Raw genomic sequence first — 14886 nt, forward strand, 5'->3', positions numbered from 1 at the left:
GCCGTGACAGCCTGCCCAAACCCGGGCGTGTCGCGGCGCCCCAGCTTCCGCACCCGCCACGCCATTTGGCACTCTGTGACGTCCGAGAGCATGCCCGGGGGATGCTCGGGAGGGGATGAGAACATGAACGCGACGCAGACAGGCCAACCCGCCGCCAGATCAGGCGACCCCCGCATCGGCTGGAGCGCCACCGAAAACCCCCACGCGCCCGCCCTCCGCCACCGCCGCGACGGCATACTCCCCACCGTCGCCGCCGCCCTCTCCGTCCGCGGCGAAACCCTCACCGGCACCGCCGCCCGCGGCGACCAGCCCCCCGCACTGCACCCGCTCGTCCAGGACTTCCTCGACACCCTCACCAGCGGTCAACGCGACCGCTTCACCGGCCGCTGCGCCGAAACCATCCTCATCTCACGCCACATCGCCGCGGCCGACACCACGCGCAGCAAACGCGCCGCCCGCAAACCCATGACCAACGGCGAAGCCCGCAAAGCTCTCAAACAGGCCAAACTCACCGCCCGCCGGATCCGCGAGGACGGCGACCCCCTGCACGGCAGCTTCGCCACCCCCTGCCGCGCCTGCACCGCCCTCAGCGCCCACTTCGGCGTCCGCGTCGTCGACCCGGCAGCGGCGGACGGCTGACCTCACCCCGCCACGGACTGCCGACCCACCCCCACCCCACACGCACATCCCATAGGCACCGACGAACGAAGGGCAGATGCACACCGACCGCACCTCCACCACCCGCTTCCCCGTCCCCGTCGACGCCGCCCTGCGCGCCGCCGGCTGGCAACCCGGACGCTGGGACATCAAACAAGCGGAGATCTGGGCCGACACCCTGCGCGAACACGCCTCACCCGCGGGCCACCGCCACGCCGTCTTCCCCGCCGCCGTGGAAGCCTGGGCCGAATTCGGCGGTCTGCACCTCGCACCCACCGGCCCCGGCCGCCAGGTCGCCCCCGCCACCCTCCACTTCGACCCGCTCCACGGCCTCCACATGGCCCGCACCCTCGGCGACCTCGGCCGCGCCCTCGACACCGAGGTCTGCCCCCTCGGTGCCGAAACCGACACCGAGGCCCTCCTCGCCATCGACACCGAGGGCCGCATCTACGCCCTCGACCACACCGGCGACTGGTACCTCGGCCCCGACATCGACCAGGCCCTCGCCGGCCTCGTCGCCGGGATAGAACCGGCACGGCTGACAGCGGGCTGACACACGAAGACGGCCGCACCGGCACCACCGGCCCAGCGTCCGTGGACTGCGGCTACGCCGCCGGAATCACCGCCGACACCCGGAAACCCCCGGCATCCGTCGGCCCCGACACAAACACCCCGCCGAGCGCCACGACCCGCTCCTTCATCCCCACCAGGCCGTTGCCCCCCGACGGCAGCCGGGCCAGCGACGCCGACGACAGCTCCGGCGGCGGCTCGTTCTCCACCTGCATCGCGATCTCCGACACCCGATGCGCGAGCCGTACATGCGTCTTCGCGCCCGCCGCATGCTTGTGGACGTTCGTCAGTGCCTCCTGCACCACCCGGAACGCCGTCTGCTCGATCTCCGGCGCGTACGCCCGCGAGTCCCCCTCCACGGACAGATCTACCACCATCCCCGCCGCGGCCGACTGCCCGATCAGCTCGTCCAACTCCGACAGGCAAGGCCCCTCGGCGCCGACGTCGTCCCCGCCGACGCCACGCCCCCGATCGGCCGCCGCAGCGGCAGCGGCCCCCACAGCGGCAAGCGGTACGGCAGCCCCCCGGGGCTGATCCACATCCGAAGGCTGCCGCGCGGCACCCCCACTGCGCAGCACCCCGAGCATCTCCCGCAACTCGGTCAACGCCTGTCGTCCCATGTCTCCCACGAGCGCGGCGTTCTTCACGGCCTTCTCGGGGTCCTTCCGCGCCACGGCCTGGAGCGCCGCCGCATGCACCACCATCAAGCTCACCCGATGCGCGACGACGTCATGCATCTCCCGCGCGATCCGTGTCCGCTCCTCGTTGCGCGCCCACTCCGCACGCTCCTCCGCGCGCTCCGCGAGCAACTGAAGCTCCCGCTCGAGACTGTCCGCCCGCTCGCGCAGGCTCTCCATCAGCCGTCGCCGGGCGCCCACATACAGCCCGAGCAGCAGCGGAGGCGCCGTGACACCGAGAGCTGTGGTGATCGACGCGAATGGGATCACCCAGTCCCCGAAGGTCAGATTCCCCCGCGCCACGTCCTGGCGCACCCACACGAACGTCACGATCAGCGTCCCGACGAACGACATCCCGGCGAGCGACGCGATGATCCGCCGCGGCAGCTCGGACGCGGCGAGGGTATAGAGGCCCACGATGCCCAGCAGGATGCCCATCTGGGCGGGCATGACGGCGATCGACACGAGCACGACGGCTATCGGCCACCGGCGCCGCACCAGGAGCACCGACCCGGCAAGAACCCCGAACACCACCCCCGCGGCCACCGGAATCCCGGCATCCCGCGCGAACCGAACCCCCTCGGCTCCGCACTCCAGCGCGGAAACGACGGCCAGACTCACGTCCAGCACGGCACTGCGCAACCTGCCCCACCACCACGGCCCCGCCCCCGGTGGCGGTTCCCCGGCCTGCTCTTCCCCCGTCGTGGTCATGCCTCCAGCCTACGGGCGGGCAGCCGTGGTTTTCCGGCGACTTTTATGGACTGGCCTACACCACACTCCGTGACCGGCCGTAAGCGAAACAACCCGATATCCCTCGAACTGCGAAGCCGGCCGCAGGCGCCGCCGCGGCGCCGTCCCGAGAGCGCCGGCGATCGCCGGGCCGACCTGTACCGTCGCGTGGAAGGCGCCCGGTACGGCATAGTGTTGGGTGCCGACTCGGCGACCCGACCAAAGGTCCGGTTCAGTCGAGTTAATTCCCCCGTGGTGTAATTGGCAGCACTGTGGCTTTTGGTGCCATCTGTCCGGGTTCGAGTCCTGGCGGGGGAGCACATGCTCGGTTCGGGCTCTGACTGCTGACAGCTCAGTCAGGGCCCGCTCCCATGTCCCCCACGAAACACCCCGGTATCCTGCGGATGTCACCCCACCCCCTCCACAGCCGAAGGGCATCCCGTGAGCGCCATTCGCCCGGCAGCCGTCGTCGTTCTCGCAGCGGGTGAGGGCACCCGTATGAAGTCGGCCACACCGAAGGTCCTGCACGAGATCTGCGGACGCAGCCTCGTGGGTCATGTGCTCGCCGCCGCGGGTGAGTTGCAGCCCGAGAACCTGGTCGTGGTCGTGGGGCACGCCCGCGAGAAGGTCTCCGCACACCTCGGTGAGATCGACCCCGGCGTACGCACCGCCGTACAGGCGGAGCAGAACGGCACCGGGCACGCCGTACGGATGGCCCTGGAGGAGCTCGGCGGGGCCGTCGACGGGACCGTGGTGGTCGTCTGCGGCGACACTCCCCTGCTGACCGGCGAGACCCTGACCCGCCTCGCCGCCACCCACTCCGCCGACGGCAACGCCGTGACGGTGCTGACCGCCGAGGTCCCGGACGCGACCGGGTACGGGCGGATCGTGCGCGACGGCGCCTCGGGTGCCGTGACGGCCATCGTGGAGCACAAGGACGCGAGTGAGTCGCAGCGGGCGATCCGGGAGATCAACTCGGGCGTGTTCGCCTTCGACGGGCAGCTGCTGGCCGACGCCCTCGGGAAGGTCCGTACGGACAACTCGCAGGGCGAGGAGTACCTGACCGACGTGCTCGGGATTCTGCGCGAGGCCGGTCACCGGGTCGGCGCCTCCGTGGCGGGCGATCACCGCGAGATCGCCGGGATCAACAACCGTGTGCAGCTGTCCGAGGCCCGTCGGATTCTCAACGACCGGCTGCTGACCGACGCGATGCTCGCCGGCGTCACCGTCGTCGACCCGGCGACGACCTGGGTCGATGTGACCGTCACGTTCGAGCAGGATGCCGTCGTCCTGCCCGGTACGCAGTTGCAGGGGTCCACCCATCTCGGCGAGGGCGCGGAGGTCGGCCCCAACAGCCGGCTGAAGGACACGCGTGTCGATGCGGGTGCCCGTGTGGACAACACGGTGGCCGAGGGTGCGCATGTGGGCGCGAACGCGACGGTGGGGCCGTTCGCGTATCTGCGGCCGGGAACGCGGCTGGGCGCGAAGGGCAAGATCGGTACGTACGTCGAGACGAAGAACGCCTCGATCGGTGAGGGGACGAAGGTGCCTCACCTCTCTTATGTCGGTGACGCGACCATCGGCGAGTACACGAACATCGGCGCCGCGAGTGTCTTCGTGAACTACGACGGACAGGACAAACACCACACGACGGTCGGCTCGCACTGCCGTACCGGCTCGGACAACATGTTTGTGGCGCCTGTCACGGTCGGGGACGGTGCCTATACGGCGGCCGGGTCCGTGATCACGAAGGACGTGCCGCCCGGTTCGCTGGCTGTGGCCCGCGGTCAGCAGCGGAATATCGAGGGTTGGGTGGCCCGTAAGCGTCCGGGCAGTGCGGCCGCGAAGGCGGCTGAGGCGGCGTCTCGCCAGGAGGACGGCGAGGGCTGACCGGAAACAGGTGCGTCAAACACGGCGTACCGTGATAAGTGCACACCCGCACCCCACCAGCTGAGACGGCCTCCACCATGCCCAGCCGAGGTCGCTCTACAGGCAGCTGAGACACCTCTGAGGAGACAGTGCTGTGACCGGGATCAAGACGACCGGCGAGAAGAAGTTGATGTTCTTCTCCGGCCGCGCCCACCCCGAGCTTGCCGAGGAGGTCGCCCAGCAGCTGGGTGTCGGGGTTGTCCCGACGAAGGCCTTCGACTTCGCGAACGGTGAGATCTACGTCCGCTATCAGGAGTCGGCGCGCGGTGCGGACTGCTTTGTGATCCAGAGCCACACGGCTCCGATCAATCAGTGGATCATGGAGCAGCTGATCATGATCGACGCACTGAAGCGTGCGTCGGCGCGCTCCATCACCGTGATCGTGCCGTTCTACGGTTACGCACGTCAGGACAAGAAGCACCGTGGGCGTGAACCGATTTCGGCGCGTCTGATCGCGGATCTGATGAAGACGGCGGGTGCGGACCGCATCCTGACCGTGGATCTGCACACGGACCAGATCCAGGGCTTCTTCGACGGCCCTGTCGACCACCTCTTCGCTCTGCCGCTGCTCGCGGACTACGTGGGCCGGAAGGTGGACCGGGAGAAGCTGACGGTCGTGTCTCCCGACGCGGGGCGTGTGCGGGTGGCCGACCGGTGGTGCGACCGGCTGGGTGCGCCGCTCGCGATCGTGCACAAGCGTCGTGACAAGGACGTGGCGAACCAGGTGACCGTCCACGAGGTCGTGGGTGAGGTCAAGGGCCGGGTGTGTGTGCTGGTCGACGACATGATCGACACCGGTGGGACGATCTGTGCCGCGGCCGACGCGCTGTTCGCGCACGGCGCCGAGGACGTCATCGTGACGGCGACGCACGGTGTGCTGTCGGGTCCGGCGGCGGACCGGCTGAAGAACTCCCGGGTGAGCGAGTTCGTGTTCACGAACACGCTGCCGACGCCGGGTGAGCTGAGCCGTGACCTGGACAAGCTGACGGTGCTGTCGATCGCGCCGACGGTCGCGAACGCGGTGCGTGAGGTGTTCGAGGACGGTTCGGTGACGAGCCTGTTCGACGAGCAGTGATCGCGGGATAGAGATCCTTTTGGGAACGGCCTCCCTGTCCGAGTAGACTGCTTCAGTTGCTCGGCGAGGGAGGCCGTACCTGTTCGCGCAGGTGCCGGCGATCCGTTATCGACGCGCTCTTCGTAGCAGGCCGTTCGTGGCCGGGTGACCACGTCCGTCTCTAGTTCTACGAGGAGTGAATATGTCCGAGGTCAAGATCTCCGCCGCGACCCGCAGCGAGTTCGGCAAGGGTGCAGCCCGTCGTATCCGTCGTGACTCGAAGGTTCCGGGTGTCCTGTACGGCCACGGCACCGACCCGCTGCACCTGACCCTGCCGGGTCACGAGCTGCTGCTCGCCCTGCGTACGCCGAACGTCCTGATCGCCCTGGACATCGACGGCAAGACCAACGAGCTGGCGATCCCGAAGTCCGTGCAGCGTGACCCGATCAAGGGCTTCCTGGAGCACGTCGACCTGCTGCTGGTGAAGCGCGGCGAGAAGGTCACCGTCGAGGTCCCCGTCCACGCCGAGGGCGAGCTGGCCGCGGGTGGCAACCTGCTCGAGCACGTGCTGAACGCGCTGCCGGTCGAGGCCGAGGCCACGCACATCCCCGAGGCCGTCACCGTGTCCGTCGAGGGCCTGGAGGCCGGCGCCTCCATCCTGGCGAAGGACATCACGCTGCCCAAGGGCACCACGCTGGCCGTCGAGGGGGACACTGTCGTCCTGCAGGTCCTGGCCGCGCAGGCCGAGGAGGCCCCGGAGGGCGAAGAGGCCGCCGAGGGCGAGGAAGTCGCCGAGGCCTGATCCTCAGCTCTGGCAGAGGCGTGATCCTCGGCTCTGTCATCGGTTCGTCAGCCGCTGTTCCCGATGGGGGCAGCGGCTGGCGTGCATCACTCAAGCTTGCCTGGCAGTGTCCGCGCCGGTCACGCCGGCGGACCGGCGTTTCTGCTGGGGGTCCGGGGGTTACCCCCCGGGAAAGCACAGCAAGGAGACATGGACGTGACGACCGACCCGAGCGCCCCTTGGCTGATCGCCGGCCTCGGCAATCCCGGACCGGAGTACGCCAGGAACCGGCACAACGTCGGGTTCATGGTGGTGGATCTGCTGGCCGAGCGGATCGGCGGGAAGTTCAAGCGGGCCGGCCGGGCTCAGGCGCAGGTCGTCGAGGGGCGGATCGGGCCGCCCGGGCCGTTGAACCGGCGGGTGATCGTGGCGAAGCCGATGTCGTACATGAATCTCTCCGGCGGCCCGCTGAACGCTCTTCGGGATTTCTACAAGGTGCCGGTGGGCAATATCGTCGCTGTTCATGACGAGTTGGACATCGACTTCGGCACGCTGCGGTTGAAGCTGGGTGGCGGGGACAACGGGCACAACGGGCTCAAGTCGATGACCAAGGCGATGGGTTCGGAGTACCACCGGGTGCGGTTCGGGATCGGGCGGCCGCCGGGGCGCATGCCCGTCGCGGACTTTGTGCTGAAGGATTTCTCGGCGGCGGAGCGCAAGGAGCTGGACTACTTCGTGGACCGGGCGTCGGACGCGGTGGAGGCTCTGGTGATCGAAGGGCTGGAGCGGGCGCAAAGCACGTACAACTCCTGACTTGTCCGCCCACCCGAACGGGCCCAGGTTGACCGGCAGTAGGGGCATGGCCAAGGATCGCGGCCATGCCTTCTGCCGTTGTCTCCAGTCAGGGCGCTTTCGCCGCGCTGCGGTTCGGGCGGCTCGCGGCGATGGGCACGGTCGTGGTGCTGATTCTGATCGCGGGCGTGTGGGCGTCGTGGGGCACCGCGCAGCACGTGATGCTCACGAAGGGCCGGGAGAGCGGCACGATCGAGGTGGCCCGGTGCGGTGCGGACTCGTGCAGCGGGCCGTACACGCCGATCTCGGCGGGGTCGCAGCCGCGGAAGTCGGTCGTCATCGAGAAGAACGTGGCCGTGCGTAAGGGGCAGACGTACACGGTCGTGATCAAGCCGAGCGGTGACACCGTCGTGCGGTCCGGGCCCGCGGGGATCCTGTACTCCTGGGTTCCGCTGGGCGGCGCGCTGTTGCTGGCCTCGGTCGTCGTCGCGGGCGGACTGCGGCGCACGCGGCTGGCGTGGGTGATGGCGGGGTCGGGGGTCGCGCTGCTCACGGCCGTATTCGTGACGGTCTGAGGTGTCCGCCGTTCTCCATGTCTGTGGAGGATCTGAGTGTTGTCTGTTCGTGATTGACCCGGCGTCAACGCGGGCTGGATGCTGAGCCGCCCCCTCCACATCTTCCCGCTCCTTTCACGAAGATGGACTCCTGCCTCATGCGAACCACCCTCACCCGCGTCGGCGCCCTGTCCGCCGTCGCCGCGGCCGCTGTCTTCTGCGCACCGGCCGCTGCTCACGCCACTCCCGCCGGTGACAACGGCACCGTCAAGATCCATGACGCCACCACCGGCGAGGAACTGCGCAAGAACGAGCCCCACGTGTGCGAGTTCTACCTGGACGCGTTCGGTTTCGACAGCGCGCAGAAGGTCGACTGGCACATCGAGGCGTGGGCGCCGACAGCCGCCGTCAAGGGCGAGACGGTGAAGTCGGGCGCCATCACTCTGGACGGTGAGGGTCATGGCCGTACGGCGGACATGACCCTGGCCGACGGTCACTACAAGCTGTTCTGGAACTTCGAGGGCGAGAAGGGGTCCGCCAAGCACAAGGTGTTCTGGACGGACTGCGAGGACGAGGAGGAGGGCGGCGCCACGGCCACGCCGTCCGCCTCGTCGCCCAGTTCCGAGCCCGAGCCCGAGACGCCGGGCGGCTCCACGCCCGAACCGAACGCCACGCCGTCGTCGTCCCCGTCGCCGCAGGGCGGCGCGGACGGCGACCTCGCCGAGACCGGGAACGGTGCCCCGGTGGGCCTGCTGTCCGCGGCTGCCGCGGCGCTGTTGGGCGCGGGCGGATACCTGGTGTTCCGGCGTCGTAAGGCCTGATGTGAAGCGGTGCAGAAACCGGTGAAAGAGGGGTGCCCCCGTGCTTCGTACGAAGCACGGGGGCACCCCTCTTTTCGCTGATCAGCCGGTGTTGCGCAGGCCTGCCGCCACGCCGTTGACGGTGAGCAGCAGGGCGCGGGCGAGGAGCGGGTCGGGCTCGGCGCCGGCGGCCGCCGCGTCGCGCTGGCGCTTGAGGAGGGTGACCTGGAGGTAGGAGATCGGGTCCAGGTAGGCGTCGCGGATGGTGAAGGTCTGCTTGAGGACCGGGGCGGCGTCGAGGAGTTCCTTCTCGCCGGTGATCTTCAGGACCTCGGCGACGGTGAGTTCGTGCTCGGCGCGGATGGTGTCGAAGACGTGCTTGAGGTCGTCCGGCACGAGGGTGTCGACGTAATGGGCGGCGATCCGCAGGTCGGTCTTGGCGAGGGTCATCTCCACGTTGGAGATGAAGTTGCGGAAGAAGTGCCACTGCTCGTGCATCTCGTCGAGCACGGTGTCCAGGCCCGCCTCGCGCAGCGCCTTCAGGCCGGAGCCGACACCGAACCAGCCGGGCACGATCTGCCGGGACTGGGTCCAGCCGAAGACCCACGGGATGGCGCGCAGTCCGTCGAGCGAGACGCCCGAGCCGGGGCGGCGGGACGGCCGCGAGCCCAGGTGCAGGTCGGCGAGCTGGTCCACCGGCGTCGACGCGAGGAAGTAGGACGGCAGGTCCGGGTCCTCGACGAGCTTGCGGTAGGCGGCGTGGGCCGCGTCGCTCGCCACGTCCATGGCGGCGTCCCAGCGGGCGAGAGCCTCGTCGGACTGGCGCGGCGCGGTGTGCAGGGCGGAGGCCTGGAGGGTGGCCGCGACGGTCAGTTCCAGGTTCTCCCGGGCCAGTGACGGCACCAGGTACTTGTCGCTGATCACCTCACCCTGCTCGGTGACCTTGATCTCGCCCTCCAGGGTTCCCCAGGGCTGGGCGAGGATCGCGTCGTGGGACGGGCCGCCGCCGCGGCCGACGGTGCCGCCACGTCCGTGGAAGAGGCGCAGCCGGACGCCGTAGCGGTGGGCGACGTCACGCAGCCGGCGCTGGGCGCGGTGGATCTCCCACTGCGAGGTGGTGATGCCGCCGAACTTGGAGGAGTCGGAGTAGCCGAGCATGACCTCCTGGACGTCGCCGCGCAGGGCGACGAGGCGCCGGTACGACGGGTCGGAGAGCATGTCCTCCAGGATCGTGTCGGCCGCCTTGAGCTCGTCCGTGGTCTCCAGGAGCGGCACGATGCCGATCTTCGCCCAGCCGGCGTGCAGGTCGATCAGGCCGGCCTCGCGGGCGAGCACGCTCGCCGCGAAGACGTCGTCGGCACCCTGGCACATGGAGATGATGTACGACTCGATGACCTCGGGTCCGAACACCTCGAGGGCCCGCTTGACGGTCTGGAACACGCCGAGGGTCTTCTCGCCGGCCGCGTCCACGGGTGCCGGGGTGGGGGCGAGGGGGCGGCGGGAGCGCAGTTCCTTGGCCAGCAGCTTGGCGCGGTAGTCGCGCGGCATGTCGGCGTAGCGCCAGGACTCCTCGCCGAGGCGGTCGAAGAGCTGGCCGAGGGCATGGTGGTGGGCGTCGGCGTGTTCGCGTACGTCCATGGTGGCGAGCTGGAGGCCGAACGCGGACAGGGTGCGGATGGTCCGGTTCATCCGGCCTTCGGCGAAGAGGCCGCCGCGGTTTTCCCTCAGCGAGGTCTGGATCAGCTTCAGATCGTGCAGGAGCTCGCCGGTGCCGAGGTAGTCGCGCCCTGCCTCGTGCGGGATGTTCCTGGCCAGGCGTGTCTTGGTGTTCTCCAGCTTCTGCCGGATGCAGGTGGCCTTGAGCCGGTAGGGCTCCTCGGCGTTGAGGCGCTTGTAGCGGGGGCTGATCTCGGGGAGGTTCTCCAGGTCGGCCTGGAGGGAGGTCAGCAGGTCCTCGGTGGCGCCGGTGTAGCGGATGGAGTTCGACAGGAAGCCGCGCAGCTCGTCGATCATCTCCAGGGCGTCGTTGATGCCGTGCTCGTGCTGGAGGATGAGGACGTCCCAGGTCACCTGGGGGGTGACGTTGGGGTTGCCGTCGCGGTCGCCGCCGATCCAGGTGCCGAAGGTGAGGGGGCGGGTGGCGTCGGGGAGCTTGTGGCCGACGCGCTCCAGTTCCGCGGTGAGGTCCTCCAGGACGTCGCCGACGGCGCCGGCGTGCAGTTCGTCGAGGTAGTAGATGGCGTTGCGGGCCTCGTCGGCGGGCTCGGGGCGTACGACGCGCAGCTCGTCCGTCTGCCAAACGAGGTCGATGTTCTCGGCCAGTCGGGTGTCGTGCCGGCGCCGGTCCCCTTCGAGGACGGGGGTCTCCAGGAGCGCGGCGACACGCCGAAGCTTGTTGAGGACGGAGCGGCGGGCGGCCTCGGTGGGGTGCGCGGTGAAGACGGGGCGCACGTTGAGGTGCTGGATGGTCTGGCGCAGGTGCTCGGGGTCGGCGTCCTTGAGGCGGTCCGCCGTACGGGCGAGCAGGCCGCCCTCGGCGGCGCGGCGGGCGCGCAGCTCGCGGCCGCGGTGGACCTGCTCGGTGACGTTGGCCAGGTGGAAGTAGGTGGAGAAGGCGCGGACCAGCTTGGCCGCGGTGTCCAGCTCCGTGCCACGCAGCAGTTCGGCGGCGGCCTCGCCGTCCTCGCGGGTGAGGCGGCGGACCTTTTCGACGAGGTCGAGGAGCTCGGGGCCTTCCTGCCGGACGAGGCTCTCCCCGAGGAGGTCACCCAGTCGGCGGATGTCGGCACGCAGCTCACTGCTGGTCGTCGTGGTCTGGTCGTCGGCACTGCTCACAGGTGCGGCTCCTTGCAGTGTTGAAGCTCGTCCGGGAGGGAACTCGGGCCCGGGGGCCGCGCGGCGGGGGCCGCATACGGCTCCTGGCATCCGGGAAGAATTCAGAGCGGACCGCGCTGTCCGACCGACTCCAAGGATAGGTGTCCATGCGGACGCGCAGACTCTCGGGCTCTTGCTGCCGGGCGACGCACTGCCATACTTACGACGCCGTAGGTTACGTAGCCGTAGGGACCGATGTAACGGAACCTGGGAACAGTTCCTGCGACCCCGGCACCTGCCACAACCCTCGACCCCACAGGGGACGCCCATGACCACGAGCTCCGATGTGATCGAAGACGCCCCGAAGGCGAACGACGACACCACCCCCTCTGCCACGCTCGGCGGTGAGAAGAAGGGAACGCTCGAGCAGTTCGCGCTCCTCCTGTTCATCGTCGTCCCGTTCCTGGCGCTGGCCGCCGCGGTGCCCCTGGTCTGGGGCTGGGGCGTGAGCTGGCTCGACCTGGGTCTGCTGGTCTTCTTCTACTTCTTCGCCTGCCACGGCGTCACGATCGGCTACCACCGCTACTTCACCCACGGCTCCTTCAAGGCGAAGCGCCCCCTGCGCATCGCCCTCGCCATCGCGGGCTCGATGGCAGTGGAAGGCCCCCTGGTCCGCTGGGTCGCGGACCACCGCAAGCACCACAAGTTCTCCGATGCGGAGGGTGACCCGCACTCCCCGTGGCGCTACGGCGAGACGGTCCCTGCTCTGATGAAGGGCCTGTGGTGGGCGCACATCGGCTGGATGTTCGACGAGGAGCGCACGTCGCAGGAGAAGTACGCGCCGGATCTGATCAAGGACACGGCGATCCGGACGATCTCCCGTCAGTTCATCTACTGGACGATTCTGTCGCTGGCGCTGCCCGCCCTGATCGGCGGTCTGGTGACGATGTCCTGGTGGGGCGCGTTCACCGGCTTCTTCTGGGGCTCGCTCGTGCGGGTGGCGCTGCTGCACCACGTGACGTGGTCGATCAACTCGATCTGCCACGCGGTGGGCAAGCGCCCGTTCAAGTCGCGTGACATGTCCGGCAACGTCTGGTGGCTGGCGGTCCTGTCCTGCGGTGAGTCCTGGCACAACCTGCACCACGCGGACCCGACGTCGGCGCGGCACGGTGTGGAGCGCGGGCAGATCGACTCCTCGGCGCGGATCATCCGCTGGTGCGAGCAGCTCGGCCTGGCCTACGACGTGCGCTGGCCGTCACGCTCGCGTATCGATTCTCGCCGGAACAGCGAGGAAGGCGGCTCCCGGCGCCGGAAGGAACCCGTAAAGGCGGCATGATTGACGCCGTGGCGACCGACTCCAGCAGTACCCCCAGCAACGACAAGCCGCGGCGGACGCGCCGTACCCGGATGACCGGTGCGGAGCGCCGCCAGCAGCTGCTGGAGATCGGTCGGACCCTGTTCGCCGCGAAGGGCTTCGAAGGCACGTCGGTGGAGGAGATCGCGGCGAAGGCCGGGGTCTCCAAGCCGGTGGTGTACGAGCACTTCGGCGGCAAGGAGGGGCTGTACGCGGTGGTGGTGGACCGCGAGATGCGGCGGCTGCTGGACATGGTGACCAGCTCGCTGACGGCCGGCCACCCGCGTGAACTGTGCGAGCAGGCGGCGTTCGCTCTCCTGGACTACATCGAGGAGTACACGGACGGCTTCCGCATCCTGGTCCGTGACTCGCCCATCCCGCAGTCGACGGGTTCCTTCGCCTCGCTGATCTCCGACATCGCGACCCAGGTGGAGGACATCCTGGGCCGCGAGTTCAAGAACCGCGGCTTCGACTCCAAGCTGGCCCCGCTGTATGCGCAGGCCCTGGTCGGAATGGTCGCCCTGACCGGCCAGTGGTGGCTGGACGTTCGCCGCCCGAAGAAGGCGGAGGTGGCCGCCCACCTGGTCAATCTGGCGTGGCACGGGCTGGACGGGCTGGAGCCGAAGCCGCGGCTGATAGGGCACCGCAAGAGCTGACACGCTCCGCGGTGCCGGCGCACTCAGTGCTTGAAGGTGTCCTTCCCCTTCTCCTTCGCCTGGCGCGCGTCGCCCTTCATCTGGTCGGCCTTGCCTTCGGCGGTCATCCGCTCGTTGCCGGCCATACGACCCATCGCTTCCTTGGCCTTGCCCTTGAGCTGTTCCTTCTTGGCCCGGGTCTTCTCTTCCTTCGCCACGTTCCTCACTCCCGTAAGGCTCGACGTCGGTTTCACCGCAGCGGGTGACCCCCTGCGGGGCCCTCAAACGGGGATCCCCGGCCTCGCGCCGATCGGCTCCACGAACTCCAGCCGGTTCCCCACGGGGTCGTTCGAGTAGAACCGGCGGTGCCCCGGCAGGTCCTCGTCCCAGGTCACGGCCGCTCCCCGGGCCGCCAGCCGGGCGGCGTACGCCTCGATGCCGGTGACCCGCAGCCCGAGGTGGGCCTTCTTGGCGGGCCGGAAGTCCGTCTCGACACCGAGGTGCAGCTGCACGGGCCCCGCCCGGAACCAGCAGCCTCCGCGCGCGGCGAGCACAGGCGGCTTGGGGATCTCGGTCATCCCGAGGACGCCCGCGTAGTACGCCCGAAGCCGGTCCTCCGAGCCGGGCGGCGCCGCAAGCTGGACATGGTCGACGGCGGCGATCATCACGCTCCCCGGCGTGCCACGGCGAAGATCCGCCGGAACGGGAAGGGGGTGCCGTGGGCGCCGGGCGGATAGGCCTCGCGCAGGGCCGCCCGGTAGTCGTGCAGGAAGGCTTCCCGCTGGTCGGGGGCGTCGGCGAGTGCTGTCAGGACCGGACGCAGTCCGGTGCCCTTCACCCAGTCGAGGACGGGGTCGTCGCCGGTGAGGAGATGGATGTACGTCGTCTCCCACACGTCGGCCGTGCAGTCCAGGCCGGTCAGGCGGGCGAGGTAGTCCTGCGGGGTGAGGACGGCGTCGGTGTGACGCAGGGTGTCGGTGAGGCCGTGACGACGGGCGAGGTCGCGCATCAGGCGGTGGCTCGGGGCGTCGAAGTTGCCGGGGACCTGGAAGGCGAAGGTGCCGCCCGGTTGCAGGCCCCGCACCCACTCGCCGAAGCGGTCCGCGTGCCCCGGCACCCACTGCAGCGTGGCGTTGCTGATGATCAGGTCGTACGGCTCGTCGGGCGTCCACGTCCGCACGTCGGCGTGGGCGAAGTCGAGGTGGCCTCCACCGGCTGTCGGCCCTTCGTGGTCGACGTGGGCCTTGTCGAGCATCTCGGCGGAGTTGTCGTGGCCGGTGATGTGCGCGGTGGGCCAGCGCTCGGCGAGGACGGCGGTGACGTTGCCGGGGCCGCAGCCGAGGTCGGCGATGCGCGGCCGGTCGCCCGGGAGGTCGGGGACGCGGGCGAGGAGGTCGGTGAAGGGTCGGGCACGGTGATCGGCGTGGCGCAGGTACTGGCCGGGGTCCCAGGTGGGGGTGGCGGCAGCGGACATCGCGGCGTCTCCTGTCGGTCGCTTCTGTCGCCCTCCAGCCTGCCCCGCAAGATATCTTGACGTCAA

At 69.5% G+C, this 14886-nt stretch carries 15 protein-coding genes and 1 tRNA gene; 11 read left to right on the forward strand and 5 right to left on the reverse strand.

Annotation, left to right across the window (positions count from 1 at the left end; genetic code table 11):
* The first annotated feature begins 123 nt into the window (after nt 1-123).
* Nucleotides 124-639 carry a YwqJ-related putative deaminase gene (locus ACZ7M7_RS38540; protein WP_383613568.1) on the forward strand — a complete coding sequence of 172 codons (516 nt, stop codon included), beginning with the start codon at nt 124-126 and terminating at the stop codon, nt 637-639.
* Nucleotides 640-715: 76 nt separating this feature from the next.
* Nucleotides 716-1210 carry an SUKH-3 domain-containing protein gene (locus ACZ7M7_RS38545; protein ID WP_383613571.1) on the forward strand — a complete coding sequence of 165 codons (495 nt, stop codon included), beginning with the start codon at nt 716-718 and terminating at the stop codon, nt 1208-1210.
* Nucleotides 1211-1262: 52 nt separating this feature from the next.
* Here ACZ7M7_RS38545 and ACZ7M7_RS38550 read toward each other — a convergent pair whose 3' ends face one another.
* Complete coding sequence (locus ACZ7M7_RS38550) at nt 1263-2615, reverse strand: sensor histidine kinase (RefSeq protein ID WP_383626526.1); 1353 nt, start codon at nt 2613-2615, stop codon at nt 1263-1265.
* Nucleotides 2616-2879: 264 nt separating this feature from the next.
* Between ACZ7M7_RS38550 and ACZ7M7_RS38555 the strand changes: the two genes are divergently transcribed.
* From ACZ7M7_RS38555 to ACZ7M7_RS38585, 7 genes are all read left to right on the forward strand, one after another.
* Nucleotides 2880-2951, forward strand: a tRNA-Gln gene (locus ACZ7M7_RS38555).
* Between the two features lie 123 nt (nt 2952-3074).
* The gene (glmU, locus tag ACZ7M7_RS38560) at nt 3075-4523 is read left to right on the forward strand and encodes a bifunctional UDP-N-acetylglucosamine diphosphorylase/glucosamine-1-phosphate N-acetyltransferase GlmU (RefSeq protein WP_383626528.1); all 1449 of its coding nucleotides are present in this window, start codon (nt 3075-3077) and stop codon (nt 4521-4523) included.
* A 133-nt stretch (nt 4524-4656) separates the two neighbouring features.
* On the forward strand, nt 4657-5637 hold the full coding sequence (locus ACZ7M7_RS38565; protein WP_383613580.1) for a ribose-phosphate diphosphokinase: 981 nt from the start codon (nt 4657-4659) through the stop codon (nt 5635-5637).
* 181 nt (nt 5638-5818) lie between these two features.
* Nucleotides 5819-6418, forward strand: coding sequence for a 50S ribosomal protein L25/general stress protein Ctc (locus ACZ7M7_RS38570; protein WP_472125285.1), 600 nt, complete (start codon nt 5819-5821; stop codon nt 6416-6418).
* 189 nt (nt 6419-6607) lie between these two features.
* Entirely contained in the window at nt 6608-7210 is a 603-nt protein-coding gene (gene pth / locus ACZ7M7_RS38575) for an aminoacyl-tRNA hydrolase (RefSeq protein WP_328427139.1), read from the forward strand.
* A 65-nt stretch (nt 7211-7275) separates the two neighbouring features.
* Nucleotides 7276-7764, forward strand: coding sequence for a hypothetical protein (locus tag ACZ7M7_RS38580; RefSeq protein WP_383613586.1), 489 nt, complete (start codon nt 7276-7278; stop codon nt 7762-7764).
* Between the two features lie 137 nt (nt 7765-7901).
* Nucleotides 7902-8564, forward strand: a complete 663-nt coding sequence (locus ACZ7M7_RS38585) for an LPXTG cell wall anchor domain-containing protein (protein ID WP_383626534.1) — start codon at nt 7902-7904, stop codon at nt 8562-8564.
* Nucleotides 8565-8645: 81 nt separating this feature from the next.
* Here the strand turns inward: ACZ7M7_RS38585 and ppc are convergent, their stop codons facing one another.
* On the reverse strand, nt 8646-11378 hold the full coding sequence (gene ppc, locus ACZ7M7_RS38590) for a phosphoenolpyruvate carboxylase (RefSeq protein ID WP_383626536.1): 2733 nt from the start codon (nt 11376-11378) through the stop codon (nt 8646-8648).
* A 307-nt stretch (nt 11379-11685) separates the two neighbouring features.
* Here ppc and ACZ7M7_RS38595 point away from each other — a divergent pair, with 307 nt between their 5' ends.
* The gene (locus ACZ7M7_RS38595) at nt 11686-12693 is read left to right on the forward strand and encodes an acyl-CoA desaturase (protein WP_383617112.1); all 1008 of its coding nucleotides are present in this window, start codon (nt 11686-11688) and stop codon (nt 12691-12693) included.
* Complete coding sequence (locus ACZ7M7_RS38600) at nt 12690-13367, forward strand: TetR/AcrR family transcriptional regulator (RefSeq protein ID WP_427840923.1); 678 nt, start codon at nt 12690-12692, stop codon at nt 13365-13367. Before ACZ7M7_RS38595 ends, ACZ7M7_RS38600 begins: the two co-directional genes overlap by 4 nt.
* 23 nt (nt 13368-13390) lie before the next feature.
* On the opposite strand, the gene ACZ7M7_RS38605 is transcribed toward ACZ7M7_RS38600, so the two are convergent.
* From ACZ7M7_RS38605 to ACZ7M7_RS38615, 3 genes are all read right to left on the reverse strand, one after another.
* The gene (locus ACZ7M7_RS38605; RefSeq protein ID WP_363039606.1) at nt 13391-13564 is read right to left on the reverse strand and encodes a CsbD family protein; all 174 of its coding nucleotides are present in this window, start codon (nt 13562-13564) and stop codon (nt 13391-13393) included.
* A gap of 63 nt (nt 13565-13627) precedes the next feature.
* Complete coding sequence (locus ACZ7M7_RS38610) at nt 13628-14011, reverse strand: VOC family protein (protein ID WP_472125289.1); 384 nt, start codon at nt 14009-14011, stop codon at nt 13628-13630.
* A complete protein-coding gene (locus ACZ7M7_RS38615; RefSeq protein ID WP_472125292.1) occupies nt 14011-14820 on the reverse strand; it encodes a trans-aconitate 2-methyltransferase in 810 nt (269 codons plus the stop codon). The genes ACZ7M7_RS38610 and ACZ7M7_RS38615 overlap by 1 nt, the downstream gene beginning before the upstream one ends.
* Between the last annotated feature and the right edge of the window lie 66 nt (nt 14821-14886).

Source organism: Streptomyces sp. NPDC111606 (assembly GCF_055656945.1).

What these genes read in the sequence shown, in the direction of transcription:
- ACZ7M7_RS38540 (WP_383613568.1), top strand. Translation starts at nt 124, where the DNA reads ATGAACGCGACGCAGACAGGCCAACCCGCCGCCAGATCAGGCGACCCC.
- ACZ7M7_RS38545 (WP_383613571.1), top strand. Translation starts at nt 716, where the DNA reads ATGCACACCGACCGCACCTCCACCACCCGCTTCCCCGTCCCCGTCGAC.
- ACZ7M7_RS38550 (WP_383626526.1), bottom strand. Translation starts at nt 2,615, where the DNA reads ATGACCACGACGGGGGAAGAGCAGGCCGGGGAACCGCCACCGGGGGCG.
- ACZ7M7_RS38570 (WP_472125285.1), top strand. Translation starts at nt 5,819, where the DNA reads ATGTCCGAGGTCAAGATCTCCGCCGCGACCCGCAGCGAGTTCGGCAAG.
- pth (WP_328427139.1), top strand. Translation starts at nt 6,608, where the DNA reads ATGGACGTGACGACCGACCCGAGCGCCCCTTGGCTGATCGCCGGCCTC.
- ACZ7M7_RS38580 (WP_383613586.1), top strand. Translation starts at nt 7,276, where the DNA reads ATGCCTTCTGCCGTTGTCTCCAGTCAGGGCGCTTTCGCCGCGCTGCGG.
- ACZ7M7_RS38585 (WP_383626534.1), top strand. Translation starts at nt 7,902, where the DNA reads ATGCGAACCACCCTCACCCGCGTCGGCGCCCTGTCCGCCGTCGCCGCG.
- ACZ7M7_RS38595 (WP_383617112.1), top strand. Translation starts at nt 11,686, where the DNA reads ATGACCACGAGCTCCGATGTGATCGAAGACGCCCCGAAGGCGAACGAC.
- ACZ7M7_RS38600 (WP_427840923.1), top strand. Translation starts at nt 12,690, where the DNA reads ATGATTGACGCCGTGGCGACCGACTCCAGCAGTACCCCCAGCAACGAC.
- ACZ7M7_RS38610 (WP_472125289.1), bottom strand. Translation starts at nt 14,011, where the DNA reads ATGATCGCCGCCGTCGACCATGTCCAGCTTGCGGCGCCGCCCGGCTCG.
- ACZ7M7_RS38615 (WP_472125292.1), bottom strand. Translation starts at nt 14,820, where the DNA reads ATGTCCGCTGCCGCCACCCCCACCTGGGACCCCGGCCAGTACCTGCGC.